Here is a 23,187-nt window from a genome sequence, read left to right as displayed (position 1 = left end):
CTTGTGAAGTCCAGAGCCTTGATGTCGAGATACCGGCGGGTCAATTTAACCCGCAGCGCCCGGCTGTCGCGCCCCCGGCCCTACCGAACGGGGTTCTCCCTGGTGGGGGCCACCGCTCGAGACGTATGCCGAGCACGCGAGAATACCTTTCCGTGGACAGCGCATCGCACCTCCCCGGGCTCCGGCACAGTTACGAAGGTGAGCCCCTGATCGAGTCCGGCATGGCGGCGGACCCGGTGACGCAGTTCGCGCTGTGGTTCGCGGACGCCGTCGCCGCGGGGCTGCCGGAACCGAACGCCATGGTCGTGGCCACCAGCTCCGCCGGTGGCCGCCCCTCCGCACGCACCGTCCTCCTCAAGGGGTTCGACGAGCGCGGTTTCGTCTTCTTCACCAACTACGAGTCTCGCAAGGGCCGCGACCTCGGTGAGAACCCGCGCGCCTGCCTGCTGTTCCCGTGGCATCCCATCAGGCGGCAGGTCCGGGTGGAGGGCTCCGTCGTACGGCTCCCGCGCGAGGACAGCGCCGCCTACTTCCACTCTCGCCCGTACGGCTCCCGCATCGGCGCGTGGGCCTCCCGCCAGTCGGCGGTCGTCGAGTCGAGGGAGCAGCTCGACGCCAGATTCCGGGAGCTGGCCGCCCGCTGGCCGCAGGACCCGCCGCTGCCGGACTTCTGGGGCGGCTTCCGGGTGGTGCCCGCGGAGGTCGAGTTCTGGCAGGGCCAGACCGACCGCATGCACGACCGGCTCCGCTACCGGCGGACCGGCGCGTCCTGGACGCTGGAGCGCCTCGCTCCCTGAGGGCACGCCCGACCGATCAGAGCAGCCCGGCCGCGACCTTGAGGTCGGTGAGGAAGCCGGAGTACGCCTCGTCCCGGTCGGGTGAGCGCAGGATCGCCGAGGGGTGGATCGTCGCCACGTAGTAGGCCCCCTCACGCCGGGGGACCGGCTCCCCACGATGCCTGGTGACGCGGAAGTCCGGGCCCAGCAGGGCCCGGGCGGCGGTGGCCCCCAGCACCACGGTCACCTCCGGGTCCACCAGGCTCATCTCGGCCTCCAGCCAGGGCCGGCAGGCGTTGATCTCTCCCACCGTGGGCTTCTGGTGGATCCGGCGTTTGCCGCGGGGCTCGTACTTGAAGTGCTTGACCGCGTTGGTCACGTACACCGCCTCGCGCTCGATGCCGGCCTCCTCGAGCGCCTTGTCGAGCAGGCGCCCCGCGGGCCCGACGAACGGCGCGCCCTCATGGTCCTCCTGGTCGCCCGGCTGCTCGCCGACCAGCATGAGAGACGCATCGGGCACGCCCTCGCCGAAGACCGTCTGAGTGGCGGCGCGATAGAGATCGCAGCCCTGGCAGTGGCGCGCGGCCTCCCGGAGAGCGGGCAGGCTGATATCCACCGGAAGGAATCGCTGCGCTCCGATGTTTCCCATCCTGGGTCGCTTCCCCAATAGGGTCGGCTGCGAACGCGGGGGAGGTCGTAGCATCGATTTACAAGGACTGGAGGAGCCTTGACCGCACACGGCCTGATCGACACGACGGAGATGTATCTCCGGACGATCTTCGAGCTCGAAGAGGAAGGCATCGTGCCGCTCCGCGCGCGCATCGCCGAGCGCCTGCAGCAGAGCGGCCCGACTGTCAGCCAGACGGTGGCGCGCATGGAGCGCGACGGCCTGGTCAAGGTTGAGGGAGACAGGCACCTCAGCATGACCGAGCTGGGCCGGACGCTGGCCATCCGAGTCATGCGCAAGCACCGCCTCGCCGAGTGCCTGCTGACCCAGGTGATCGGCTTGCCGTGGGAAGAGGTCCACATCGAGGCGTGCCGGTGGGAGCACGTCATGTCGGAGTCGGTGGAGACCCGGCTCGTGAACCTTCTGCAGAACCCTCGCGTGTGCCCGCACGGCAATCCGATTCCGGGCCTCGACGAGCTGGGGGTGCCGCAGCCCGGTTCGACCGGAGATGAGATGGTGTCACCCATGGTGACCCTCGCGGGACAGGCCCCCGTGCCCGTTGTAGTGCGCCGAATCAGTGAACAAGTGCAAAGCGACCCGGCCCTGATGCTTAAACTCAAGCAAGTTGGGATACAACCCGGACGCGAGGTGACGCTCGCGGCGAGCGACAACGGTGTAACGGTGACAGCTGATGGTGAGGTGGGGACCACGACCGCGGATCTTCCGAGGGACGTCGCCTCACACGTTTTTGTCACCAGACGATGACGGAATGAGTTGTGCCTGGTTGAATCCCCTAGGGAGTCCTTTCATTTCTCGCGACCCAGCCTTCGCAGGAGCGCCCGTGCCCGGCATAGCGAACCCACCTCGTCAAGGGACGGTCGTGGCATGAGGCGATGGGGAGATCTGTCACAGGACGCCGACGACCACCTTTCCGCCGGATCCGTGCTCGACCACGCGGAGATGGCCGTGGTCGTGACCGACCGCTTCAGCAACGTCCTGTACTGGAATCCCTTCGCCGAGCAGCTGTTCGGCCGTGTGGGCGCGTCTCCGGGCAAGGAGTCGCTGCTCACCCTGGGGATCACGGAGAAGGACCATCCGCTCGCGGCCGAACTGGCCAAGCACGTGCTGCGCGGCAACGTGTGGGAGGGCACGTTCGACGTGGCCCGCGGCGACGGCACGATGATCTACGTGCGCGCGCAGGCCGTGCCGCTGCGGCACCCCTCCGGCTCGGTGAGCGGCATCGTGATCACCGCGCGCGAGGCGATGCGCAGCAACGAGCGTGAGAAGGACCGCTTCGGCCTGCTGGAGCGGATCGGCGAACGGCTCGCCGGCTCCCTGTACGTCGAGGAGACGCTCGACCGGGTCGCCGAGATGCTCGTCCCGCAGTTCGCCGACCACTGCTTCATCGAACTGGTCGAGGGCGACCGCCTGGTGCGCAAGGTCTCCACCCACGTGAACGGCTGGACGCCGCCGCCGGACACCTGGCGGCCGGTGGGCGCGGAGATCAGATACCCGCTGGGGCACTACGCCGAGAGCGCGCTGCGCCGCCAGGAGACGATCCTGGTCGAGGACTTCTCCCAGGTGAGCTACCCGGCGCCGAGCGAGGGCGCGGCCCGGCTGTGCGGTGAGATCGGGATGACCTCGGCCATCGTCGCCCCGCTGTGCGTGCGCGGCGAGACGCTCGGCCTGATGTACCTCGGCATGTCGAATCTCACGAACCGGCGCTCGCCCCACTACGACACCTTCGACCGCGACTTCGTCGGCGCCATCGCCACCCGCGTCGCGCTCGCCGTCGACAACGCGCTGCTGTTCGAAGAGGAGCGGCACACCGCGGAGTCGTTCCAGAAGCACCTGCTCCCGCGCCAGTTGCCCACGCTGGACGGCCTGGAGATCGCGGTCCGCTACTACCCCGCCGCCCCGCTCGCCTCGCACGGCCAGGGCATCCAGACCCAGGTGGGCGGCGACTGGTACGACGTGATCCCGCTGTCGGCCGGTCGGGTCGGCATCGTGATCGGCGACGTCGAGGGCCGGGGGGCCAAGGCGGCGGCGGTCATGGGCCAGCTCAGGGCCGCGTTGCGGGCCTTCGCGCAGGACGACAAGCCGCCGGCCGACATCCTCGCCCGCCTGGACGAGTGGACCCGGGTGGTGGCCGCGCCCGAGCACGACGACTTCGGCGCCGACATCACCAACCCGCCGATCGTCACCTGCCAATACATGGTGTACGACGCGTGGTCGAGGCAGCTGTCGTTCGCCAACGCCGGGCACGCGCCGCCGCTGCTGATGGTGGACGGCGAGGTCAAGGACCTGGAGATCAACGAGGTCGGCCAGCCCCTGGGGGTGCGGGCCAAGGGCGTGCACGCCGACCTGGTCTACAAGGAGGAGACGAAGGAGCTGCCCCCCGGCGCGACCCTGCTCCTCTACACCGACGGCCTGGTCGACCGCAGGCCGCCGCGCGACTCCGCCTCGAGCGCGCCCGACGACGACGAGGCGCTGGGCATCCTGCGCGAGAAGCTGGCCAAGGCGTCGGGGGAGTCCGTCGAGCGCATCGCCGACCTGGCCACGGTGGCCGTCCCCGGCGAGATCGACGACGACATGGCCATCCTCGTCGTCCGCGCGGCCGGCACGGAGCTGCAGTCCCAGGAGCGGACGTTCCCGGCCCAGCCGATCATGGTGAGCGAGGCGCGGCGCATGGCGTCCGAGGCCTTCGCCGGATGGCAGGTGCCCGAGGAACGCGCGGAGCTGGCCTGCCTGCTCGTCTCCGAGGTCGTGACCAACGTGGTCCTGCACGCCGCCAGTGCCAGCGTGCCGCGCCGCGAGCTGGTGCTCGACGGGCCGCCGCTGCCGTTCGACGAGTCGTGGGACGTGCCGGGCTTCGAGGAGGAGATCGCGGGCGACAAGGAGTTCACCCTGCGGCTGCGCAGGGGCGCGGAGTCCGTCTGGGTCGAGGTCTTCGACCAGGATCTCCGCCTGCCCCGCATCCGCAGCGCGGGCGAGAACGACGAGGGCGGCCGCGGCCTCTACCTCGTCGACCAGCTGGCACGACGCTGGGGCTCCCGCCCGACCCGCGAGGGCAAGGCCGTCTGGTTCGAGATCCCCATCGGCGGTCGTTAGGTCGTGACGCGCCCCCGGCGCGGGGGGCGCGTCACGTCAGTTCTTCTGCTTCATGCAGCTGTATCCGTCCGGGCGTTCGGGTTCGAGCGTCACCTGCCGCAGCACGGTCGCCTCCATGGAGATGCGGAAGGTCTCCTGGTGAGCGCAGTCGTACAACGCGTACGCGCCCTCGCGTTCGCCGAGCAGCAGCACCTGCACGCCGCCGCGCAGCACCTTGCCGCTCTCGCGGTCGTTGAGCACCACCCACTGGTCCTGGAAGCCCACCATGGACAGGAGGATGCTGGCGGGCCTGCCCTTCTCGGCGACGGCGAGCGCGTCGCTCTCCATCTGTCCCATCAGCGCGAAGCCCAGCCCGATGCCGGTGAACGCGGCGACCACGATCTTCATGCCCGCGCGGCCGGTGGGGCGCCGCCGCAGCAGCCGGAACGGCACGAGGAAGGCCAGGGCGCCGATCACCACCGAGGTGATCACGATGCCGGCCAGCGAGGCGCCCTCGCCCAGCCCGAGGTAGCCGAGGAAGCCCCAGTAGCTCGCCCCGCACCACAGCGCGCCGGCGGCCGCGGCGGCCCACGGACGGGTGCGTACGGCCTGCGCGAGGCGGAACAGACGGCCGAGAGTGGCCTTGTCGAGCAGCCAGAGGACCGCCACGACGACACCCGCGAGCAGCGTGCCGCCGATGATGAGCAGGACCAGCGTTCCCACCAGGCGGCCGAACATCGTGGCCTGGTCGATTCCCGCCTGTTCCGGGCTGATGTCGAAGATGCCGTAGACCTGCTGGATGCCGAGGTAGAGCAGCGCGTAGAGAGCGATGGCGATCGGCACCACGACCGATCCGCTGCGTTCCAGCAGATCGACGACGCCGGCTTTCACGTCCGGCTCCGGCAGGTCGGCGTGGCCGGTGTGCTCCTCCGGCTTGGTGATGGTCATCGTGTCGTGCGTCCCGCCTGTGGTCGTTGTGCCGGAACATGATTGCAGCCGGAAACGACGAGCACGCACCGGGTCCGCCCGGACGGGACTTCGGTTGCGCGTCGTGGGCGCCGGCGCTTCTTTCCGGCCGTGCGTGGTGCTTGACTCGTCGGTATGGAGCTCGCCCACGACCGCCGCGGCAGCGGGCCGCCGCTGATCCTCCTCCACGGCATCGGCCACCACAGGCACGGCTGGGCGCCGGTTCTCGACCTGCTCGCCGAGCGGCACGATGTCATCGCGGTTGACCTGCCCGGTCACGGCGACTCCCCGCCGCTGCCGTACGGCACGCCGTACAGCGTGGAGACGCTGGGGCGGGCGGTGCGGGGGTTCTGGACCGGGCTCGGCCTGAGCCGGCCGCACGTCGCGGGCAACTCGCTGGGCGGCTACATCGCGCTCGACCTGGCGTCCTGCGCCGACGTCCGCACGGCCGTCGCGCTGTCTCCCGCCGGGTTCTGGTCGCGGCCCGAGTACGCGTACGCGCGGGCGGTGCTGCGCCTGCTGCGGCTGGGGGCGCGGGCGGACGGGCTGCCCGCGCTCGCGGCCGGTACGGACGAGGGCAAGGCGCTGGCCATGGGCCTGCTCGTGGCCCGCCCCGGGCGGTTGCCGGGTGCGGCCGTGCGTGCGGCGGCCGAGGCGCTGCGCGACTGCGCGGGATTCGAGGAGACGCTGGACTCGCTGGCGTGGGTCGCGCCCCCCGCGCCGCCCAAGGTGCCGGTCACGATCGCCTGGGGCGAGCGAGACCGGCTGCTGCCGCGCCGCCAGGCCGTACGGGCGGCGCGGTGGGCGGGGCAGCGGGCGCTGCTGCTGCGGGGCTGCGGCCACCTGCCGATGAGCGACGACCCGGAACTGGTCGCCCGGGTGATCACCGAACGCTGCGGCGATCCCCGCTGAGCCGTCTTCCGATGCCGCTTGTGCCCACGGGCACGCGGCCGCGGGGAATCCCACGCATACTGATCAGTGTGGACACCGGACTCATCCTTCTGGTCTTCCTGGCGCTCCTGTTCGCGTGGCTGCTGAACAAGGTGCGCCGGTTCTTCCGGCTGAGCCCGGTGGCCTACGGGGGCGTGATGGTCGTGTTCGTGGTGGCCATGCTGTTGATCTGGGGGCAGCAGCGCGGCTGAGGCGGGGGTCAGAAGCCGAACGACCGGCCGATGATCTCCTTCATGATCTCGGTGGTGCCGCCGTAGATCGTCTGCACGCGACTGTCGAGCCAGGCCTTGGCGACCGGATACTCCAGCATGTAGCCGTAGCCGCCGTGGAGCTGGACGCACCGGTCGACGACCTTGTTCTGCAGCTCCGTCGTCCACCACTTGGCCTTGGCCGCGTCCACCGCCGTCAGCTCCTTGGCGTTGAGCGCGCGCACGCACTTGTCCACGTAGTGGCGGGCGATCTCCACCTCGGTGGCCAGTTCGGCCAGCAGGAACCGGGTGTTCTGGAACTTGCCGATGCTCCGGCCGAAGGCCGTGCGGTTGCGGCAGTACTCGATCGTCTGCTCCAGCACCGTCTCCGCGGCGGCCACGGCCGCCACCGCGATCGACAGCCGCTCCTGCGGCAGGTTGTTCATCAGTTGGAAGAAGCCCTGGCCCTCCTCGGCGCCCAGGAGGTTGGCCACCGGCACCCGGACGTTCTCGAAGAACAGCTCGGCGGTGTCCTGCGCGTGCATGCCGACCTTCTCCAGGTTCCGGCCGCGGGTGAAGCCCTCCATGCCGCGCTCCACCACCAGCAGCGAGGTGCCGCGCGCGCCCGCCGCGGGGTCGGTCTTGGTCACGACCACGACGAGGTCGGAGTTGATGCCGTTGGTGATGAAAGTCTTCTGCCCGTTCACCACGTAGTGGTCGCCCTCGCGGACGGCGGTGGTGCGGATGCCCTGCAGGTCGCTGCCGGCTCCCGGCTCGGTCATGCCGATGGCCGTGATCAGCTCGCCGGACGCGAAGCCGGGCAGCCAGCGCTGCTTCTGCTCGTCGTCGGTCAGGTCGACCAGGTACGGCGCCATGATGTCGTTGTGCAGGCCGAATCCGAGGCCGCTGGCGCCGACGCGGATGATCTCTTCGACGATCACGACGTTGTAGCGGAAGTCGGTGATCCCCGAACCGCCGTACTCCTCGGGGACGGCGAAGCCGAACATGCCCAGCTCGCCCGCCTTCTTCCACACCTCGCGGGGGACGATGCCGTCCTTCTCCCACTGCGCGTGGTGGGGCACGACCTCGCGGGCCATGAACTCACGGACGGTCTCGCGGAAGAGGTCGTGCTCCTCGTCGAAGAGGTCTCGCCGCATCGGGTACGCCTTCCGGCTCAGGGTCTGTTGGCGGCACCAGAATACGATTCTGGTGCTCCCCGAGTCAGCGTCGCCTTCTTGTACGGCTGGTCACAACTCCGACACCATCGCGATAACGACCCCTTTGACCACTTCCGTACCCCCTAAGATCTACCTTCGGTTTGCTATAGGCCCGCCCGGACGGACCTGTGATCGGAGTATGCGGTGAAACGGTGGAGAGCTGGTCTCCCTAGGACCATGGCTGCCCTGTCCCTCGGCTTGGCGGGTACGGCGGCGATCGTCGTGCCGTCGGTAACGGCGGAGGCCAACGCCGTCGATCTCGTCGTCGACTATGCCTGTAATCAGGGCATCGCCTCGACGGGTTCTGGGACGGTCTACCTGCGGACGAAGCTCACCGTTCCCACCACGCTGAACGTCCGGGATCCCCTCAACGTCGGCTGGAACCTGGCTTACCGGGACGCAACCCGTTTCGGGGCGCCCACCCTGCTGCCCAACGGCGGCAGGATCTACGTGACCGGAGAGGTCAACCTCAGCGACGGCTGGAAGGGACAGCTGCAGCCGGTTGGGAGCGTCGACCAGGCTGGGCCGATGAAGAAGGGGACTCCCCTCAACCTGCCGGCCACCATCTCCGACTTCGCGTACACCACCCGGGCCGGTACGGTGACGGTCAAGCCGGGGGACCTGTACGTGGACTTCCGGCCGCCCGCCTCCGAGATCATGGTCAATGACGACGACCCCTCGATCACCTACAGCGCGGGTCAGTGGAGGGACGTCAACGACCGGCCGGGCGAGGACGGCGACTACCACCTGGACTACCACCAGACCAAGCAGGCCGGTGCGTGGGCGTCGCTCACCTTCACTGGGACCGGGGTGGAGTACGTCGCGCAGAAGGACCGGCGTGGCGGGCCGGTGGAGATCTGGATCGACGACCAGCTGAGCACGCCGCCGCGGGTGGATCCCTCAAAGAACGACGACGGCACGCTGGTGAACGACTCGAACGTCGGTGGCCAGACCTTGTGGAGCTTCACCGGGCTCGACTACAAACAGCACACGATCACTATCAAGAACGTCGAGGACAAGCGGACGCTGCTCGACGCCTTCCGAGTCATCACGGGTGAGCTGCCCGGCCCGCCGGAGCAGTACCGCGCCAAGTGCACGCTCATCAGCGACCCGGTCGCCGTCCAGGTGAAAATCGGCGGCGGTGACGAGAACCCGGCCAGCCCGTCGCCGGACAGTTCGCCCGACGCGTCTCCCGACACGTCTCCGGACACCTCGGCCAGCCCTTCGGGAAGCGTGTCGCCGAGTGGTTCGCCGAGTCCCTCGGGCAGCCCGTCCGCTTCGGCGTCGCCGGGCGGTCAGTCGCCGTCTCCGTCGCCTTCGCCGAGCAGGAGCCCGAACCTGTCGGCGACGCAGAACTACGTCGTGGCGGTGGTCCCGCAGGGCAGTCCGTCGCCGACGGCGACGAGGACGGTGACGCTGACCGCGACGCCGACCGTGGCCCAGGTGGCGGTCACGCCGAAGGGCGGCGCGCAGACCGGTGAGGCTCCGGAGCGGATGGCCGCTTCGGGAGTGCTGCTGATCGGCTCGGGCGGTGCGCTGTTGGTGATCGGCATGCTCAGCGGCGTGGCGATGCTGCGACGCAGGGCGGCACACGCGGGCGAGCGGAGCTGAGGAGGATGACGATGAACGGGACTCCCGACGGTGGCTCCGCTCCCGTCCCGGACGGGACGGCGAGCGACGCCACGAAGACGCGTAAGCCGCTGCCTCAGCCGGTCCTCGCGACCCTGCTCGTGGCCGGGTCGTTCGGCGGCATCGCGGCCGTGATGGCCGGCGTGCTCGTCGCGCTCAGCCCCTCGGATCCGCAGGAGAGCGGACCGGTCCCGGGCGGGCAGGTGCACGTCCAGGACGCGGGCAGTGTGGCCTTGCTGCCGCCGACCGTGGGCCCGGGCGGGCCGGGCGTGCCGCTGACGGCAGCGGACCCCACCGCGCCGCCGCCGCTTCCCGCGATCAAGCCGATCGCCCCGTTGACCTTCACGAGCGCCGCCTCGTCGTCCTCGACGCCGCTGTCGTCCTCGTCGACCGGCACTAAGACGACGACGACCAAGAAGGTCACCGGCAGGCCGCTCAAGATCAGCATCCCGGCGATCGGCGTGAAGGCCACCGTCGGCTCGGTGGGCGTGGACAAGTCCGGCGTCATCCAGACGCCTCCGCTGAGCAAGCCGAACCTCACCGGCTGGTACCGCCTCGGGCCGGCCCCCGGCGACCAGGGCCCGGCGATCATCCTCGGGCACGTGAACACCCGCAAGGGCGCCGCCGTCTTCAGCCGCCTGCGCGAGCTCAAGCGCGGCAACAAGATCGCGGTCATGCGCGCGGACGGCAAGATGGCGATCTTCACGGTGGACGGGATCGAGCAGGTCAGCAAGTCGACGTTCCCGACCAAGCGGGTCTACGGCAACACGATCTCGTCCTCGCTGCGGCTGATCACCTGCGGCGGGGTCTACAACGCCAAGCAGCACCACTACACCGACAACATCATCGTCTACGCGACGCTGACGGAGACCAAGGGCAAGTGACCCGCGAGGTGGTCGGCTCACGCCGACCACCTCTTTCGTCCTCCCGCGCCTCGCGTCCGGGTGGACCGTGCGGCCTCGCCGTACGGCCGCCGGGGCCCGGCTCACGGCCTGCTCGGCGTGGGAGGGCGATGAACATTCCCTGAGAATTTCCTGACATCATGCTCTGCCGGTTATGTCGGTGGTCAACTACTGGAAGACTGTTGGCCACGTGTACGCGACTGTGGTGGCAGGAGAGACGTCGTGCCCGACCCCAGTGCCCGGCGCAGGAGCGCCCGGCATCGCATCGCGGCCCGGTCGGCGGCGGGAGTGACGGCCGCGCTGGCCCTGATGACCTGGCCGGCGCTCGCGGCGAGCGAACCCACGACCGTGCTGTATTCCTGCACTCCGGCGGGCGGCGCCCCCGCGACCTACCCCGTGAGCGTGGCTCTGGTCGCCCCGGTCGACGCGGTGGTGAACAGCGCGGCGGTCGTGACCTGGCGGATCGCTCCCGCCTCGCCGTCGGACGGACAGAGCGCATTGGTGGCGCCCGCGACGGGCATCGCGGCGAATGACGTCGTGGTCGCCGAAGGCGTGATGGAGGCGACCGGCGCTCCCGTGGTGAGCGAGTCCGGCACTTCCGGCGAATCGCCGACCCCCAGCCCCTCCCTCTCGGCCACGCCGTCGCCCTCCGCCTCGCCCTCCGCCTCGCCCACTCCCTCTCCCTCGCCTTCCCCCGAGGGCGCGGAGTCCGGCGGCGACGCGCAGTCCCAGGTGGCCGCCGACACCTCCGCGACGCCGTCCCCGAGCGCGACGCCGTCCCCGAGCGCGACGCCGTCTCCGAGCGCGACGCCGTCTCCGAGTGGCACGCCGTCTCCGAGCGCGACGCCCGCCACGGACGGCGCGGTAACCGGTACCGAGGACGAGACCCCCTCGGCCATCACGCTGAGCCCGTCCGCGTCCACGGCCGTGCAGACGTCCCTCGCGCCGTCGGCCACGCTGTCGCCGATCCCCGAACTGCTCGTCACGCTCACCCCGACGGCGGAGGGCACGGTGGGAGTCGCGGCCGGGGACTTCACGCTGAGGTTGCTGCCGGCCGGGAGCACCACAGGCGCGGGTGAGGCGCTCTACACGTGCCGGCTGCCGGATCCCGCGACCCGCGCGTCGCTCGCGTTCGTGGTCTCCGCTTCGTCATCCGATCAGTCGGGCACGACGCCCTCCGACGACGACACGAACGCGTCGCCCACCCCCGGCGAGACGACGACGTCCCCGGCCGCCGTCACGGCGACCACCACCGCGACCACCACGGCGACCACCACGGTGTCGGCCACCACCACGGCGACGGCCAGGGCGACCACCACCGTGTCGACCACCGTCACCGCGACGGTCTCCCGTACGACGACCAAGCAGGTCAGGACGACGCCGCTCGGCGGCGCGCAGACCGGTGGCGGGGGCGACGCGGGCCCGGACGCCCGGCTCGTGATGCTCACCGGTGTGGCGCTGATGGCCGCCGCCACGACCGGAGGGTTGCTGCTGCGACGCTTCGGCCCGAACCCCGGCTCGTACGGCCGGAATTAGCGTCCGCCTGACGCGGTCATGGTCCGAACGGGAGAATGTTTAGGCAATTGGAGGCGGTCTTGGGGTTTTTGTCCGTAAGATCTCTACCTGACCGTGACCGTATGCTGGCATGCTGGTACGCCTGTTGACTGCGAGCATCGAAGTGGAGAGAAGTCAGTGCTGAAGTCAAAGGCGCGCGGCCGTGTCGCCGGGAGGGCCGCCGCGGCCGGAGTGGTCAGCGCGGGCCTTCTCCTGGGCCTGACCGCGCTCGGCGCGCAAGCCGACACGAAGACCGTGACGTACACGTGCACTCCGTCGACCAGCGGTGGCACGCCCGTCACACACGATTTCACCGTGGCGCTCACCTCGACGGGAAGCGGCACCCAGTACACCGCGACCCTGAGCATCCAGCCGGCCGCCGGTGCGGCGTTCCCCGCGCCGGTGGAGATCGCGAGCGGTGCGTCGATCCAGTTGCACCCGAGCGTGTCGGCGTCGGCGCTGCCGGCCGGCATGAACGCGGGCGTGTCCACGCCCTCGCCCACGGGTGCGGCCTTGACGTCGGCCATCGCGGCCGCGGGGGCCATGCCGACCCTCCCGACGGCGACGCTGACCGTCACGCCGTCGGCCGGGGCCACCTCCGTCGTGCTCACCGCCAAGGACTTCAAGATCAACATGATCGCGCCCGGCACCACGGGTTCGACCACCACCACGACGCCCACCACGCTCTACAACTGCGTCATCGCGGCGACGGGCACGAACACGACGCCCGCGGCGGCGACCATCGCGGTGGCGAGCCCCTCGGCGTCCCCCAGCGCGAGCCCGAGTGCGAGTCCCAGCGCCAGCCCGTCCGCGAGCGTCTCGCCGTCGCCGCGCAACACGCGGACGGTGTACGAGACGGTCTTCGCGTCGCCCACGCCGTCCAAGACGAAGACGAAGTCCGTCCAGATCGAGAACACGCCCGGGGGTGGCGCGGCTACCGGCGGCGGCGGCGACGCGGGCCCCGACGCCCGTCTCTTCGTCCTCACCGGCACCGCGCTGATGCTGGCGGCGGCGGGCGGCGGCCTCGTCCTGCGGACCCGGCGCCGACCGGTGCGGCACTAGGACGCGCCCATGACGACCCCGCCTCCTGGACAGTACCCGCCGGGCCAGCCGTACGGCATGCCTCCCGGGCCGGGCGGGCAGGGCTACCCGCAGCCGGTTTACGGCCAGCCGGTCTTCCAGCCGGTCATGCTGCCCCAGATGCAGCCCGCGCAGCCGGCGCCCCCGCCGCCGGAGGAGAAGCCTCCCGGCGACGGCGCGCAGGCCATCCGGCGGTTGCTGATCACGGCGGCCGTCGTGGGCCTGGTCGTCGTGATCGTGGGTGTCGTGATCATGGTGAACAACCCCGACGAGTACGCCGCGCCGACCCGTCAGACGCTGAAGCTCGCGGCTCCGCAGAACGGGCTCGCCCCCTCTGTGGGGCCGGGCGGCGGGCAACCGCTGACGCAGGCGGTCGCCGACGCGCCGCCGCCGGTGCCGAACATCCCGGCGGCTCCGGCGATGCAGCCGTCCACGCCCAAGCGCCTGGTCATTCCCAAGATCGGTGTCAACGCGCCGATCAAGTCGCTCGGTCTCGACCGCAGCGGGGCGATCCAGACGCCCCCGATCAGCGACCCGAACCTGGTCGGCTGGTATCGCGGCGGCCCGACGGCGGGGGAGGCGGGCCCGGCCGTCATGCTCGGCCACAAGGACACGGCCACGCGCAGCGCCGTCTTCGCCCGCGTGCCCGAACTGGCGTACGGCGACAAAATCGAGGTGTACCGCCTCGACGGAACCGTGGCCATCTTCACCGTGGGCGGCGTCGAGCAGGCGAACAAGCAGACGTTCCCCACCAACCGGGTGTACGGCCACGCCGACAACGCCGAGCTGCGACTGATCACCTGCGGCGGCAAGTACAACCATTCGACCGGTCACTACTACGACAACGTCATCGTCTACGCCACGATGACCGGCACGCGTCTCGCGAAGTCGAGGTCCTGAATCGGGCACCTCGCCGGAAGGGCTCGTGATCGGCGGCCGTCGGGGCTATGGTCTCTTCGACCGATCATGAGGAGGGCCTGTGGGCTGGTTCTCGAAAGTCCTGCTCCCCGGCCGGCTGCGTACGGGACCCACGGCGCTGCTGCCCGCTCGGCCGGACCAGAAGACACTGCTGGCCGTCGCGCAACTCGCCGATCCCGAGGCGACGACGGACGGCGACGACATCATCGCGGGCGGATCGCGCATCCAGCCGCCCATCGAGCTGACCGGAGACATCCTCGCCAAGCTCGGCGTGTCCGACTCCGACAGGCTCTGGGCCTGCCGGATCGCCGCCGAGGGCCCGTTGCCCGTCGACTTCTTCGACAAGAGCCTGGCCGAGGGCATCGCGTACCGCCTGGGCGGCTGGTCGCTCTGCCAGGGCGAGCCGCTCGATCCCGCGGAGGACGGCGGAGACCCCCTGGTCTACCTGCCGGCCGTACCGGAGCCCGAGGAGGTCCTGGAGGTTCTCGGCGGGCTGCTGGGTCTCGTCGACGCCGTGGACGCCGAGAGGTGGCCCGAGGGAGAACTCGTCGACGGCGTCGTCCACGTCCCCGTCCGCCGCGGCAGGGTGGCCGACGTCTACGCGGGCGACGCGCTCATCCTCACCGTGGAGGAGGGGCACCGCATTCCGCCCGTCGCCCGCACGCGCTGGCCGTACCTCACCGAGATCGCCGTCGCGCGGGTCTCGCCGGTCGACCGCACGGAGGAGACGAACGGCGAGGACGCGGAGAGCACGGAGATCGGGCCGGAGGACGTTCTTGCGGCCGTCGGCGTCGCGGACGCGGACCTGGTGCCCGAGGACGACGCGCGGGCGGATCTGGTCGGGCGGGCGGCCGTCGCGGTGACGCTCGCGAACGGGCTCCGGGGGATCGCGGCCGACAGCCGGGGATTCCTGCTCGCCGAGCCCGCCGACGTGCTACCCGGACGTCACGCCTGAGCCCTGCCCGTATCGTCGCCTGCCCGGACGAAAGTTCTGATGTAACCTCTCACTAACCGAACATTGCTCGGTTTCTTATGGAGGCACTGTGGCAGAGGCGTACATCGTCGGGGCGGTCCGCTCTCCGGTCGGCAAGAAGAAGGGCGGGCTCTCCACGGTCCACCCGGTCGACCTGGCCGCCCACACTCTCTCCGCGCTCGTGGAGCGCACCGGCGTCGACCCCGCCGCCGTGGACGACGTGATCATGGGCTGCGTGATGCAGTTCGGCCCGCAGTCCATGGACATCGCGCGCAACGCGTGGCTCAGCGCGGGCCTCCCGGAGACGGTGGCCGGGGTCACCATCGACCGGCAGTGCGGCTCGTCGCAGCAGGCGATCCACTTCGCCGCGCAGGGAGTGCTGTCGGGCACGCAGGACCTCGTCGTGGCGGCCGGCGTCGAGTCGATGTCCATCGTCCCGATGGGGTCGAGCATCACGGCGGCGCTGGAGAAGGGCATGCCGTTCCCGTTCGGTGACAAGTGGGTCGAGCGGTACGGCAAGCAGGAGATCTCCCAGTTCCGCGGCGCGGAGCTGATGTGTGAGAAGTGGGGATTCTCCCGGCAGGACCTGGAGGTATTCGCCTACGAGAGCCACCAGCGGGCCGCGAAGGCGATCGCCAACGGCCACTTCAAGGAGCAGATCGCCCCCGTCAACGGCGTGAGCGACGACGAGGGCCCGCGGCCCGACACCACGCTCGAGAAGATGGCCGAGCTCAAGACCCTGCGGGAGGGCGGCCGGATCACCGCGGCCACCTCCTCGCAGATCTCCGATGGCTCCGGCGCGCTGCTCATCGCCTCGGAGCAGGCGGTGCGCGACCACGGCCTGATCCCGCGCGCCCGGATCGTCACGCTGACGCTGGTCGGCGACGATCCCGTCTACATGCTGACGGCGCCGATCCCGGCCACGCGGAAGGCGCTGGCCAAGGCCGGGCTCTCGATCGAGGACATCGACGTCATCGAGATCAACGAGGCGTTCGCCCCGGTTCCGCTGGCCTGGCTCAAGGAGCTCGGGGCCGACCCGGCCAGGACCAACCCCAACGGCGGCGCGATCGCGCTGGGACACCCGCTGGGCGGCACCGGCGCGATCCTCATGACCAAGCTGCTGCACGAGCTCGAGCGCACCGGCGGGCGGTACGGCCTGCAGACGATGTGCGAGGGCGGCGGCCAGGCCAACGTCACGATCATCGAGCGCCTCTGACGCTCACGGCGAAGGGCACCCCGGTCGAGCGACGGGGTGCCCTTTCCGTGTCCGGACGGGGTTACTTGGCCCTCGGCAGCCGCCGCGGCTGCCGTACCGGCCGCATGGGCGGGGCCGGGATCTGCCGCGGCGGCGGCGGGAAGGAACGCTGGGGCTGCGGCGTGCGCGGGTTCTGCTGCTTGCCGCCCTTGCTGGACGCGCGAGTACGCATACGGGATCTCCTTGTACGTCGGGAACGCGGCACCGAGGTGCCGACACTCAGCTGCCGCGTCGGATGGACAGGGCCGGAAAGCTGAGCGGATCAGCGGCTCAGAGGCTGATCAGCGGTCGCCGTACAGAATCCACATGCGAGTGACAGTAACAAGCCCGCGCATCGCGGGACAAAGGGTTTTCACGCATCCAAACCGTGCAAGTGGCCTCCAAGTCGCCCACCAGATCTCGCCAAGTGGGTTCCTGTGTACTCGGACTCGTCAAACAAACGTCCCCTGCACAGGAGATACCAGTGAAGTCGCTCAAGCGCGCCGCGGCCGTTCTCGCCACCACCGCCGTCGCCGTCACCACCTTCGGCGTCCTGTCCGCCCCGGCGCACGCCCAGAAGCCCGATGGCTGGTACCGCTGCTACGTCTCGGGCTACGGCTGGATGTACTGCCTCGACGTGTGAGCCTGACCGGCCTCGCGACACGGCCCCGCCCCCGCACGCCGGGGGCGGGGCCGTTCCGTTCCCATCAGCCGATGTGCCGGTGGACGTCCTCGAACATCGACGGCCCGGTGCGCTGCGGGGCGATCCACGGGCCCTCCATCGACGGGTCGACGATGCCCTCCTCCAGGAACGTGTACCGCCCGTCGAGCACCCGGTGGGCCAGCCGCACGTCGCCGGCGTCGGTGTTGTCCCACAGCCGGTCGAACAGCGCCTCGGCCCGCTGCCTGGCCTGGTGGCAGAAGGTGTCCGCGAGCTCGTACGGCTTGCGCCCGAACTCGGCCGACTCCTCCTGGGCGCGCACGCATACCGCGGTGATGGCGAACAGTTCGGCGCCGATGTCGACGATCCGCGACAGGAACCCCTGCCTGTGCTCCAGCCGCGCCTGCCAGCGCGACATGCCGTAGAACGTCGACCTGGCGAGCTTGCGGCTGGTCCGCTCGACGTACCGCAGGTGCGGGGCCAGCGGGCCGAACTCGGCGTACGACGTGGGCACCTGGCCGGGCCCGGTCACCAGGCTCGGCAGCCACCTGGCGTAGAAGGCGCCGGCCCGGGTGGCGGCCCGCCCCTTGGCCCGCAGGCCGGCCTTCGGATCGACGAGCTCGCCCGCGACCGACAGGTGCGCGTCCACCGCCTCGCGGGCGATGAGCAGGTGCATGATCTCGGTCGAGCCCTCGAAGATGCGGTTGATCCGCATGTCGCGCAGCATCTGCTCGACCGGCACGCCGCGCTCGCCGCGGGCGTGCAGCGACTCGGCGGTCTCGTAGCCGCGGCCGCCTCTCATCTGCACGAGCTCGTCCATGAGCCGCCAGGCCATCTCCGAGCCGTACAACTTGGCCAGCGCGGCCTCGATGCGGATGTCGTTGCGCTCGTCGTCGGCCATCCGGCTGGCGAGGTCCACCACCGACTCCAGCGCGTACGTGGTGGCGGCGATGAAGGCGACCTTGCGGGCCACGGCCTCGTGCTGACCGACCGGCCGGCCCCACTGGACCCGCTCGCGGCCCCACTCGCGGGCGATCTTCGTCGCCCACTTCGCCGCGCCGACGCAGGTGGCGGGCAGCGAGAGACGTCCCGTGTTGAGCGTGGTCAAGGCGATCTTCAGGCCCTGGCCCTCGCGGCCGATCAGGTTCTCCACGGGCACGCGTACCTGGTGGAAGCGGGTGACGCCGTTTTCGATCCCCCGCAGGCCCATGAACTGGTTGCGGTGCTCGACGGTGATGCCGGGAGCGTCGGCCTCGACCACGAAGGCCGAGATCTTGGCACCGGTCCTGGCCATCACGACCAGCAGGTCGGCCACCACGCCGTTGGTCGTCCACAGCTTGACCCCGTTGATGACGTACGCGTCGCCGTCGCGGACGGCGATCGTCGACAGCCGGGCGGGGTCGGACCCGACGTCCGGCTCGGTGAGCAGGAACGCCGAGATCTCGCCACGGGCGCAGCGGGGCAGGAACCGGCGCTTCTGCTCGGGGGTGCCGAACAGCCGTAGCGGCTGGGGAACCCCGATGGACTGGTGGGCCGACAGCAGCGCGCTGAGCGCGGGGGAGCAGGACGTCACGAGTTCCAGCGCACGGCAGTAGTACAGGTGGCTCAGGCCCAGCCCGCCGTACTCCTCCTCGATGGTCATGCCGAACGCGCCGATGGCCGCCAGGCCCTTGACCACCTCGTCGGGAATCACGGCGGTGCGCTCGATGAGCGCGGAGTCGACCTTCTCCTGCAGGAACCCTCGCAGGGCGCGCAGGAAGTCGTCCCCCTTCTTGATCTCCTCCTCGGTGAGGCGGGGTGCGGGATGCACGAGGTCCAACCGGAAGTTCCCCAGGAAGAGCTGCCTGCCGAAGCTCGGGCGGGTCCATTCCGTCTCGCGCGCCTGCTCGGCCACCTCCCTGGCCTTGGCGTAATCGGTCGTCATCCTCGACCTCCTCGGCGGTGAAACGAGCTGTACCCGTTACCTACCCGCCAGTAGCCTCTTGCACCGCCGGGAGCTCGATGTGTACGGCGGTGCCTCCGCCGGGAGAGGAGTCGATCCGGCATCGCCCGCCGTGCGCCTCCACGATGGCCTTCACGATCGACAGGCCGAGCCCCGCCCCGCCGGACAGATGGTCCTCCCCCCGCTGGAACCGGTCGAAGGCGCGTTCCGCCTGGTCCGGGCTCATCCCCGGGCCGGTGTCGCGCACCTCGATCGTCACCGCGTCCCGGGCGCGTACCAGCCGTACGGTGGCCTTCGTGCCCTCGGGGGTGTGCGCCCGGACGTTGCCGAGCAGGTTGACGAGCACCTGGCGGACCCTGGCCTCGTCCACCGTCGCGACCAGGGAGATCGGGGCCTCCACCGTCACGGGATAGGCGGGATCGAGAGCGGCCGAGTCGGCGGCCACCTCGCGGGCCATCTCGGCCAGGTCGGTCTCGCTCAGCGCGAGTGCGGCGCCCCGGTCGAGCCGCGCGAGCTCCAGCATCTCGCCCACCAGACGGCCCATGCGGTCGGCCTCGGCCTCGATCCGGCCCATGATCTTGGGCAGGTCCTCGGGCGGGATCGCCCCGGCCCGGTAGAGCTCCGCGTAGCCCGAGATGGTCGACAGCGGAGTGCGCAGCTCGTGGGAGGCGTCGGCGGCGAACCGGCGCACGCGGTCCTCCGACGCCTGGCGGTCGCGGAAGGCGCCGGCGATGCGGTCGAGCATGAGGTTGATCGCCGCGCCGAGCCTGCCGACCTCGGAAGGCCCCTCCGGCATCCGGGCCGACAGGTCGCCTCGCTCGGCCACGAGATGCGCGGTCCGCGCCATCTTGCCCAGGGGCGCCAGGCCGCCGGCGATCAGCAGCCGGCCGCCCGCCGCCAGCAGCAGGATCAGCGCCCCGCCGGTCGCCAGTTCGCTGATCAGGAGGTGACGCACCGGATCGTCGACCGCGTCCAGGGGGACCGCGACGACCACCAGCCGCAGGCCGCTCGGCGACATCGCCGCGGCCGCGATCATGTCGTGGCCGCCGCTCGGGTCGAGGTCGAAGGTGCGGCCCTGCGCCGCGTACGCCAGCAGGTTGTCCTCGCCGAGCCTCTCGGCGAGGTCGGGCACGGCCGCGGCGTCGGCGGCGTCGCCGCTCACCAGGCGGGCCCGGCCGTCCGTGAGGTCGTAGGCGGCGACGGCGTAGGTGGAGCCCGTCAGCGCCTGCGCGAGCGGGTCTCCCACGACCACCCGGCGTGCCGCGGTGACGGTCGCCGCCACCACCTGCCCCTCCAGGCGCGTACGCAGGTGCCCGCGCAGGACGACGACGCTGACGAAGCTGAGCACGACGAGCAGGACCGCGCTCACCCCGAGCAGCCCGGCGAGCAGGCGCGTCCTGAGCGACATCACGGGTCCGTCACATGTCCTGCGGCGGGCGCAGCGCGTATCCGATGCCGCGCTGGGTGTGGATCAGCGGCGGACCGAGCGGATCGAGCTTGCGGCGCAGGTAGGAGATGTAGGTCTCCAGCACCTGGGAACTGCCGCCGTAGCCCCAGACCTCCTCGAGCAGGCGCCGCTTGGTGAGCACCAGACCGGCGTTCGCCATCAGGAAGGCCAGCAGGCGGAACTCGGTCGGCGACAGGTCCACCGGGACGCCGCCGCGCCGCACCTCCCAGCGCGCCTCGTCGAGCTCCAGATCCGCGACCCGCAGGATCGGCCCGTGCGCCCGCTCGGCCGCCTCCGGCACGCTCGTACGGCGCAGCACGGCGCGGATCCGCGCGACCAGCGCCTCGACGGAGAAGGGCTTGGTGACGTAGTCGTCGCCACCGAGGGTCAGCCCGCGTACGGTGTCGGCGACCGCGTCGCGGGCGGTGAGGAAGATCACAGGAGGATGCACGCCGCCGGCCCGGATCCGCCGGCACACCTCGAAGCCGTCGATGTCGGGGAGCATGACGTCGAGGACGACCAGATCGGGCTGGTCCTTCATGACCTCGCCGAGCGCCGCGGCCCCCGTGCCCACGGCCGTCACCCGGAAGCCGTGGAATCTGAGGGCGACTTCCACGATGTCCCGGATGTTCGGCTCGTCCTCGACGACGAGGATCCTGGTTTCACTCATGCGGCACCCATTGTGCAGGCAGGAAGCATATGTCGCACAATTCGGGTCCGCGGCTCCGGCACCGTCACCTGGGCGCCCCGCTACATGGCACCCTGCTACTTGGTGCCCCGCTACCTGGCGCCCCGCTGGTCGGGCGCGGCTACTTGGGGACCCTGGCGACGCAGAACACGGTCTGGCCGAACGGCGGGCGGACGAACCGCTCGATGAGCCGGGTCATCGGCACGACGGTCCGGTCGTAGATCTTCACGAGCCGGGGGTCGGGGTAGCCCACGCCACCCCGCCGCACTGCCGCCCACCAGGCGATTCCGCCGAGGAAGTTGATCGGCTTGAGCACCTGGACGTCGAGGCCCGCGGCGGTGACCGTCTTGCGCAGCGTGGCGGGGGTGTAGCGGGTGACGTGTCCCACCTTGCGGTCGAAGTCCCCGTAGAGCTGCATGTAGCCGGGCACCCAGATGACGATCCGGCCGCCGGGGGCGGTCACCCTGGCCAGCGACCGCAGCGCCTCGGCGTCCTCCTCGATGTGCTCGAGGACGTTCATCATCACGACGGTGTCGACCGGCTCGGCCAGAGGGATGTCGGTCGGCAGGCCGAACTGGAGCACCGACACGTCGTCGCGGTCCGCGAACCTCTTGCGCAGTTGCTCGACGCAGTAGGGATCGAAGTCGCTCACCACGAGCCTGTCCAGGCGCGGCAGGAACTGCTCGGCGAAGTGCCCGAGACCCGAACCGATCTCCAGCAGCGACCGCCCGACGTGCGGCGCGACCATGTCGAACTCGTACTGCCGGTAGTTCTTGGCCTCGTCGCCGCCGAGGTGGTTCTCCAGAGCCTCGTCCCCGGCCGCCGGCTGGACTACTCGGTCATACCCAGACATAGGATCCTCGATCTGCACGCTGACGGTCTTGGAAAGTGTAGTGCCCGCCCCATCGGCGGGTGTCCGCTTCGCCGGAGGGGCCGCCCGCGGGCTGCCGACGACGCTGTGGACGGAATGCCCGGCTGCTCGTAGGCTTCACCTCCGTCCGCCGATCCGCCCCGATTTCCCTCAGATGGACGACGACGAGGCAGTGACCCGTGCCCTGGCCGGCGACCTTGACGCCTACGAGGTGCTGGTCGCCCGGTACAGCGCGGTCGCCCACCGTACGGCGAGCCTGCTGGGCGCGGCCGACGAGGCGGAGGACGTCGTCCAGGAGGCGTTCGTCAAGGCGTTCCGCCACCTGAAGGGCTTCCGCCGGGGCTCGTCCTTCCGCCCCTGGCTGCTGCGCATCGTGGCCAACGAGACCCACGACCTCACCCGGTCGCGTGGCCGCCGCTCCGACCTCGCCGTGCGGCTGGGCCGCGAGCGGGAGCCGTACGGGCCGGAGGACCCGCAGAGCGCGGCCGTGGACGCCGACGGCAGGTCCCGCCTGCTGGAGGCCGTACGCGCGCTGCCCCAGGGGGAACGCGAAGCCGTGGTCTGCCGGTATTTCCTGCAGTTGTCGGAGGCGGAGACGGCCGAGGTCCTCGGCGTACGGCTCGGCACGGTGAAGTCGCGGACGTTCCGGGCCCTGCGGCACCTGCGGGAGGAGGTGGGCGATGAGCGATGACAACCGGCCGGAGTCGATCGAGGAGCGCCTGCGTGCTCTCGGCGCCGACCTGACCGTGCCCGCGCCGCCCCCCGCCGACGTGGCCCGTGCCGTACGTGCCCGGCTGGAGGACGAGGGTGTCGAGGACGAGCGGGCGCGGCGGCTCGGCTGGCGGCGGCTTGGTCGGCGGCCGTCGCCGCGCGTGGCGGCGGCGTCGGTGGCGGTCCTGCTGGCCGTGCTGCTCGGGGCCACCCCGCAGGGCCGGGCCGCGGTGGTGTCGGTGCTGCGCTTCGCGGGCGTGGAGATCCAGGTCGGCGGCGCCGGGCCGCTGCCCACGGGAGTGCCGAGCCCGCTGCCCGGCGAGCGCCGGGTGACGCTGGAGGAGGCGCGGCGGACCGCGCGGTTCCCCCTCGCCGTGCCGTCCGCGCTCGGCGAGCCCGCCGACGTGCGGCTCGCCGACGGCGGCCGGGTGGTGACGCTGCTGTGGCCCGGTGTCCGGCTCGACGAGTTCGACGGGACGCTGAGCGTCGTCTGGCACAAGGAACTCGGCGAGCCGTTTCCCGAGCAGGTGGACGCCGTCCGCGGATGGTGGATCCAGCAGCCCCACGGCGTGTCGTACGTGCCGTTCGGCGGCACGCCGCGTGAGGAGCGGGTGGCAGGGCCGACGCTCGTCTGGCAGCACAGGCTGGTCGGCATGCGGCTGGAGGGACCGGACCGCGCCGAGGCCGTACGGATCGCCTCCTCGGTCCGATGAACCGGAACG

At 70.9% G+C, this 23,187-nt stretch carries 23 protein-coding genes; 15 read left to right on the top strand and 8 right to left on the bottom strand.

Annotation, left to right across the window (positions count from 1 at the left end):
* Positions 1 to 152: 152 nt before the first annotated feature.
* Positions 153 to 797, top strand: a complete 645-nt coding sequence (gene pdxH / locus ACWEQG_RS10985) for a pyridoxamine 5'-phosphate oxidase (protein WP_346227501.1) — start codon at positions 153 to 155, stop codon at positions 795 to 797.
* 16 nt (positions 798 to 813) lie between these two features.
* Here the strand turns inward: pdxH and ACWEQG_RS10980 are convergent, their stop codons facing one another.
* Positions 814 to 1,392, bottom strand: a complete 579-nt coding sequence (locus tag ACWEQG_RS10980; protein ID WP_452283680.1) for a UdgX family uracil-DNA binding protein — start codon at positions 1,390 to 1,392, stop codon at positions 814 to 816.
* Positions 1,393 to 1,503: 111 nt separating this feature from the next.
* On the opposite strand from ACWEQG_RS10980, the gene ACWEQG_RS10975 reads away from it, so the two are divergent.
* Positions 1,504 to 2,208, top strand: coding sequence for a metal-dependent transcriptional regulator (locus tag ACWEQG_RS10975; RefSeq protein WP_363472269.1), 705 nt, complete (start codon positions 1,504 to 1,506; stop codon positions 2,206 to 2,208).
* A gap of 120 nt (positions 2,209 to 2,328) precedes the next feature.
* Positions 2,329 to 4,554 carry a SpoIIE family protein phosphatase gene (locus ACWEQG_RS10970; protein ID WP_452283678.1) on the top strand — a complete coding sequence of 742 codons (2,226 nt, stop codon included), beginning with the start codon at positions 2,329 to 2,331 and terminating at the stop codon, positions 4,552 to 4,554.
* Between the two features lie 36 nt (positions 4,555 to 4,590).
* On the opposite strand, the gene ACWEQG_RS10965 is transcribed toward ACWEQG_RS10970, so the two are convergent.
* Complete coding sequence (locus ACWEQG_RS10965; protein WP_452283676.1) at positions 4,591 to 5,481, bottom strand: hypothetical protein; 891 nt, start codon at positions 5,479 to 5,481, stop codon at positions 4,591 to 4,593.
* A 153-nt stretch (positions 5,482 to 5,634) separates the two neighbouring features.
* Between ACWEQG_RS10965 and ACWEQG_RS10960 the strand changes: the two genes are divergently transcribed.
* Both ACWEQG_RS10960 and ACWEQG_RS10955 read left to right on the top strand, forming a co-directional pair.
* Positions 5,635 to 6,411 carry an alpha/beta fold hydrolase gene (locus ACWEQG_RS10960; RefSeq protein WP_452283674.1) on the top strand — a complete coding sequence of 259 codons (777 nt, stop codon included), beginning with the start codon at positions 5,635 to 5,637 and terminating at the stop codon, positions 6,409 to 6,411.
* Between the two features lie 68 nt (positions 6,412 to 6,479).
* The gene (locus ACWEQG_RS10955) at positions 6,480 to 6,641 is read left to right on the top strand and encodes a hypothetical protein (RefSeq protein ID WP_169988820.1); all 162 of its coding nucleotides are present in this window, start codon (positions 6,480 to 6,482) and stop codon (positions 6,639 to 6,641) included.
* Positions 6,642 to 6,649: 8 nt separating this feature from the next.
* Here ACWEQG_RS10955 and ACWEQG_RS10950 read toward each other — a convergent pair whose 3' ends face one another.
* Complete coding sequence (locus ACWEQG_RS10950; protein ID WP_452283672.1) at positions 6,650 to 7,795, bottom strand: acyl-CoA dehydrogenase family protein; 1,146 nt, start codon at positions 7,793 to 7,795, stop codon at positions 6,650 to 6,652.
* Positions 7,796 to 8,032: 237 nt separating this feature from the next.
* Between ACWEQG_RS10950 and ACWEQG_RS10945 the strand changes: the two genes are divergently transcribed.
* The 7 genes from ACWEQG_RS10945 (at position 8,033) to ACWEQG_RS10915 (ending at position 16,127) form a co-directional block, all read left to right on the top strand.
* Positions 8,033 to 9,466, top strand: coding sequence for a hypothetical protein (locus tag ACWEQG_RS10945; RefSeq protein WP_452283671.1), 1,434 nt, complete (start codon positions 8,033 to 8,035; stop codon positions 9,464 to 9,466).
* Between the two features lie 11 nt (positions 9,467 to 9,477).
* Positions 9,478 to 10,368, top strand: coding sequence for a class F sortase (locus ACWEQG_RS10940; protein WP_363472280.1), 891 nt, complete (start codon positions 9,478 to 9,480; stop codon positions 10,366 to 10,368).
* Positions 10,369 to 10,608: 240 nt separating this feature from the next.
* Entirely contained in the window at positions 10,609 to 11,922 is a 1,314-nt protein-coding gene (locus tag ACWEQG_RS10935) for a hypothetical protein (RefSeq protein WP_452283669.1), read from the top strand.
* 156 nt (positions 11,923 to 12,078) lie between these two features.
* Positions 12,079 to 13,002: a hypothetical protein gene (locus tag ACWEQG_RS10930; RefSeq protein WP_452283667.1), complete on the top strand. Its 924-nt coding sequence runs from the start codon at positions 12,079 to 12,081 to the stop codon at positions 13,000 to 13,002.
* Between the two features lie 9 nt (positions 13,003 to 13,011).
* Positions 13,012 to 13,920 carry a class F sortase gene (locus ACWEQG_RS10925; RefSeq protein WP_452283665.1) on the top strand — a complete coding sequence of 303 codons (909 nt, stop codon included), beginning with the start codon at positions 13,012 to 13,014 and terminating at the stop codon, positions 13,918 to 13,920.
* Between the two features lie 79 nt (positions 13,921 to 13,999).
* Complete coding sequence (locus ACWEQG_RS10920; RefSeq protein WP_452283663.1) at positions 14,000 to 14,893, top strand: hypothetical protein; 894 nt, start codon at positions 14,000 to 14,002, stop codon at positions 14,891 to 14,893.
* An 88-nt stretch (positions 14,894 to 14,981) separates the two neighbouring features.
* The gene (locus ACWEQG_RS10915) at positions 14,982 to 16,127 is read left to right on the top strand and encodes an acetyl-CoA C-acetyltransferase (protein ID WP_363469050.1); all 1,146 of its coding nucleotides are present in this window, start codon (positions 14,982 to 14,984) and stop codon (positions 16,125 to 16,127) included.
* A gap of 61 nt (positions 16,128 to 16,188) precedes the next feature.
* On the opposite strand, the gene ACWEQG_RS10910 is transcribed toward ACWEQG_RS10915, so the two are convergent.
* Positions 16,189 to 16,338 (bottom strand): hypothetical protein, encoded by a 150-nt coding sequence (locus tag ACWEQG_RS10910; RefSeq protein WP_169988811.1) that lies wholly within the window; start codon positions 16,336 to 16,338, stop codon positions 16,189 to 16,191.
* 291 nt (positions 16,339 to 16,629) lie between these two features.
* Here ACWEQG_RS10910 and ACWEQG_RS10905 point away from each other — a divergent pair, with 291 nt between their 5' ends.
* Positions 16,630 to 16,788 carry a hypothetical protein gene (locus ACWEQG_RS10905; protein ID WP_346227517.1) on the top strand — a complete coding sequence of 53 codons (159 nt, stop codon included), beginning with the start codon at positions 16,630 to 16,632 and terminating at the stop codon, positions 16,786 to 16,788.
* 64 nt (positions 16,789 to 16,852) lie between these two features.
* On the opposite strand, the gene ACWEQG_RS10900 is transcribed toward ACWEQG_RS10905, so the two are convergent.
* From ACWEQG_RS10900 to ACWEQG_RS10885, 4 genes are all read right to left on the bottom strand, one after another.
* Entirely contained in the window at positions 16,853 to 18,730 is a 1,878-nt protein-coding gene (locus ACWEQG_RS10900; RefSeq protein WP_452283661.1) for an acyl-CoA dehydrogenase family protein, read from the bottom strand.
* Between the two features lie 40 nt (positions 18,731 to 18,770).
* Positions 18,771 to 20,156: a sensor histidine kinase gene (locus tag ACWEQG_RS10895; protein ID WP_452283659.1), complete on the bottom strand. Its 1,386-nt coding sequence runs from the start codon at positions 20,154 to 20,156 to the stop codon at positions 18,771 to 18,773.
* A 10-nt stretch (positions 20,157 to 20,166) separates the two neighbouring features.
* A complete protein-coding gene (locus tag ACWEQG_RS10890; protein WP_169988807.1) occupies positions 20,167 to 20,865 on the bottom strand; it encodes a response regulator transcription factor in 699 nt (232 codons plus the stop codon).
* 139 nt (positions 20,866 to 21,004) lie between these two features.
* The gene (locus tag ACWEQG_RS10885; RefSeq protein WP_452283658.1) at positions 21,005 to 21,736 is read right to left on the bottom strand and encodes a class I SAM-dependent methyltransferase; all 732 of its coding nucleotides are present in this window, start codon (positions 21,734 to 21,736) and stop codon (positions 21,005 to 21,007) included.
* 172 nt (positions 21,737 to 21,908) lie between these two features.
* Here ACWEQG_RS10885 and ACWEQG_RS10880 point away from each other — a divergent pair, with 172 nt between their 5' ends.
* A complete protein-coding gene (locus ACWEQG_RS10880; protein WP_452283656.1) occupies positions 21,909 to 22,445 on the top strand; it encodes an RNA polymerase sigma factor in 537 nt (178 codons plus the stop codon).
* Positions 22,435 to 23,178, top strand: a complete 744-nt coding sequence (locus ACWEQG_RS10875; protein ID WP_452283654.1) for a hypothetical protein — start codon at positions 22,435 to 22,437, stop codon at positions 23,176 to 23,178. The genes ACWEQG_RS10880 and ACWEQG_RS10875 overlap by 11 nt, the downstream gene beginning before the upstream one ends.
* Positions 23,179 to 23,187: the final 9 nt, after the last annotated feature.

The organism is Microbispora sp. NPDC004025 (genome assembly GCF_053604425.1).
This window is presented reverse-complemented; position numbering and strand designations above follow the sequence as displayed.

What these genes read in the sequence shown, in the direction of transcription:
- ACWEQG_RS10970 (WP_452283678.1), top strand. Translation starts at nt 2,329, where the DNA reads ATGAGGCGATGGGGAGATCTGTCACAGGACGCCGACGACCACCTTTCC.
- ACWEQG_RS10965 (WP_452283676.1), bottom strand. Translation starts at nt 5,481, where the DNA reads ATGACCATCACCAAGCCGGAGGAGCACACCGGCCACGCCGACCTGCCG.
- ACWEQG_RS10960 (WP_452283674.1), top strand. Translation starts at nt 5,635, where the DNA reads ATGGAGCTCGCCCACGACCGCCGCGGCAGCGGGCCGCCGCTGATCCTC.
- ACWEQG_RS10950 (WP_452283672.1), bottom strand. Translation starts at nt 7,795, where the DNA reads ATGCGGCGAGACCTCTTCGACGAGGAGCACGACCTCTTCCGCGAGACC.
- ACWEQG_RS10945 (WP_452283671.1), top strand. Translation starts at nt 8,033, where the DNA reads ATGGCTGCCCTGTCCCTCGGCTTGGCGGGTACGGCGGCGATCGTCGTG.
- ACWEQG_RS10940 (WP_363472280.1), top strand. Translation starts at nt 9,478, where the DNA reads ATGAACGGGACTCCCGACGGTGGCTCCGCTCCCGTCCCGGACGGGACG.
- ACWEQG_RS10925 (WP_452283665.1), top strand. Translation starts at nt 13,012, where the DNA reads ATGACGACCCCGCCTCCTGGACAGTACCCGCCGGGCCAGCCGTACGGC.
- ACWEQG_RS10910 (WP_169988811.1), bottom strand. Translation starts at nt 16,338, where the DNA reads ATGCGTACTCGCGCGTCCAGCAAGGGCGGCAAGCAGCAGAACCCGCGC.
- ACWEQG_RS10900 (WP_452283661.1), bottom strand. Translation starts at nt 18,730, where the DNA reads ATGACGACCGATTACGCCAAGGCCAGGGAGGTGGCCGAGCAGGCGCGC.
- ACWEQG_RS10895 (WP_452283659.1), bottom strand. Translation starts at nt 20,156, where the DNA reads ATGTCGCTCAGGACGCGCCTGCTCGCCGGGCTGCTCGGGGTGAGCGCG.
- ACWEQG_RS10890 (WP_169988807.1), bottom strand. Translation starts at nt 20,865, where the DNA reads ATGAGTGAAACCAGGATCCTCGTCGTCGAGGACGAGCCGAACATCCGG.
- ACWEQG_RS10885 (WP_452283658.1), bottom strand. Translation starts at nt 21,736, where the DNA reads ATGTCTGGGTATGACCGAGTAGTCCAGCCGGCGGCCGGGGACGAGGCT.
- ACWEQG_RS10880 (WP_452283656.1), top strand. Translation starts at nt 21,909, where the DNA reads ATGGACGACGACGAGGCAGTGACCCGTGCCCTGGCCGGCGACCTTGAC.
- ACWEQG_RS10875 (WP_452283654.1), top strand. Translation starts at nt 22,435, where the DNA reads ATGAGCGATGACAACCGGCCGGAGTCGATCGAGGAGCGCCTGCGTGCT.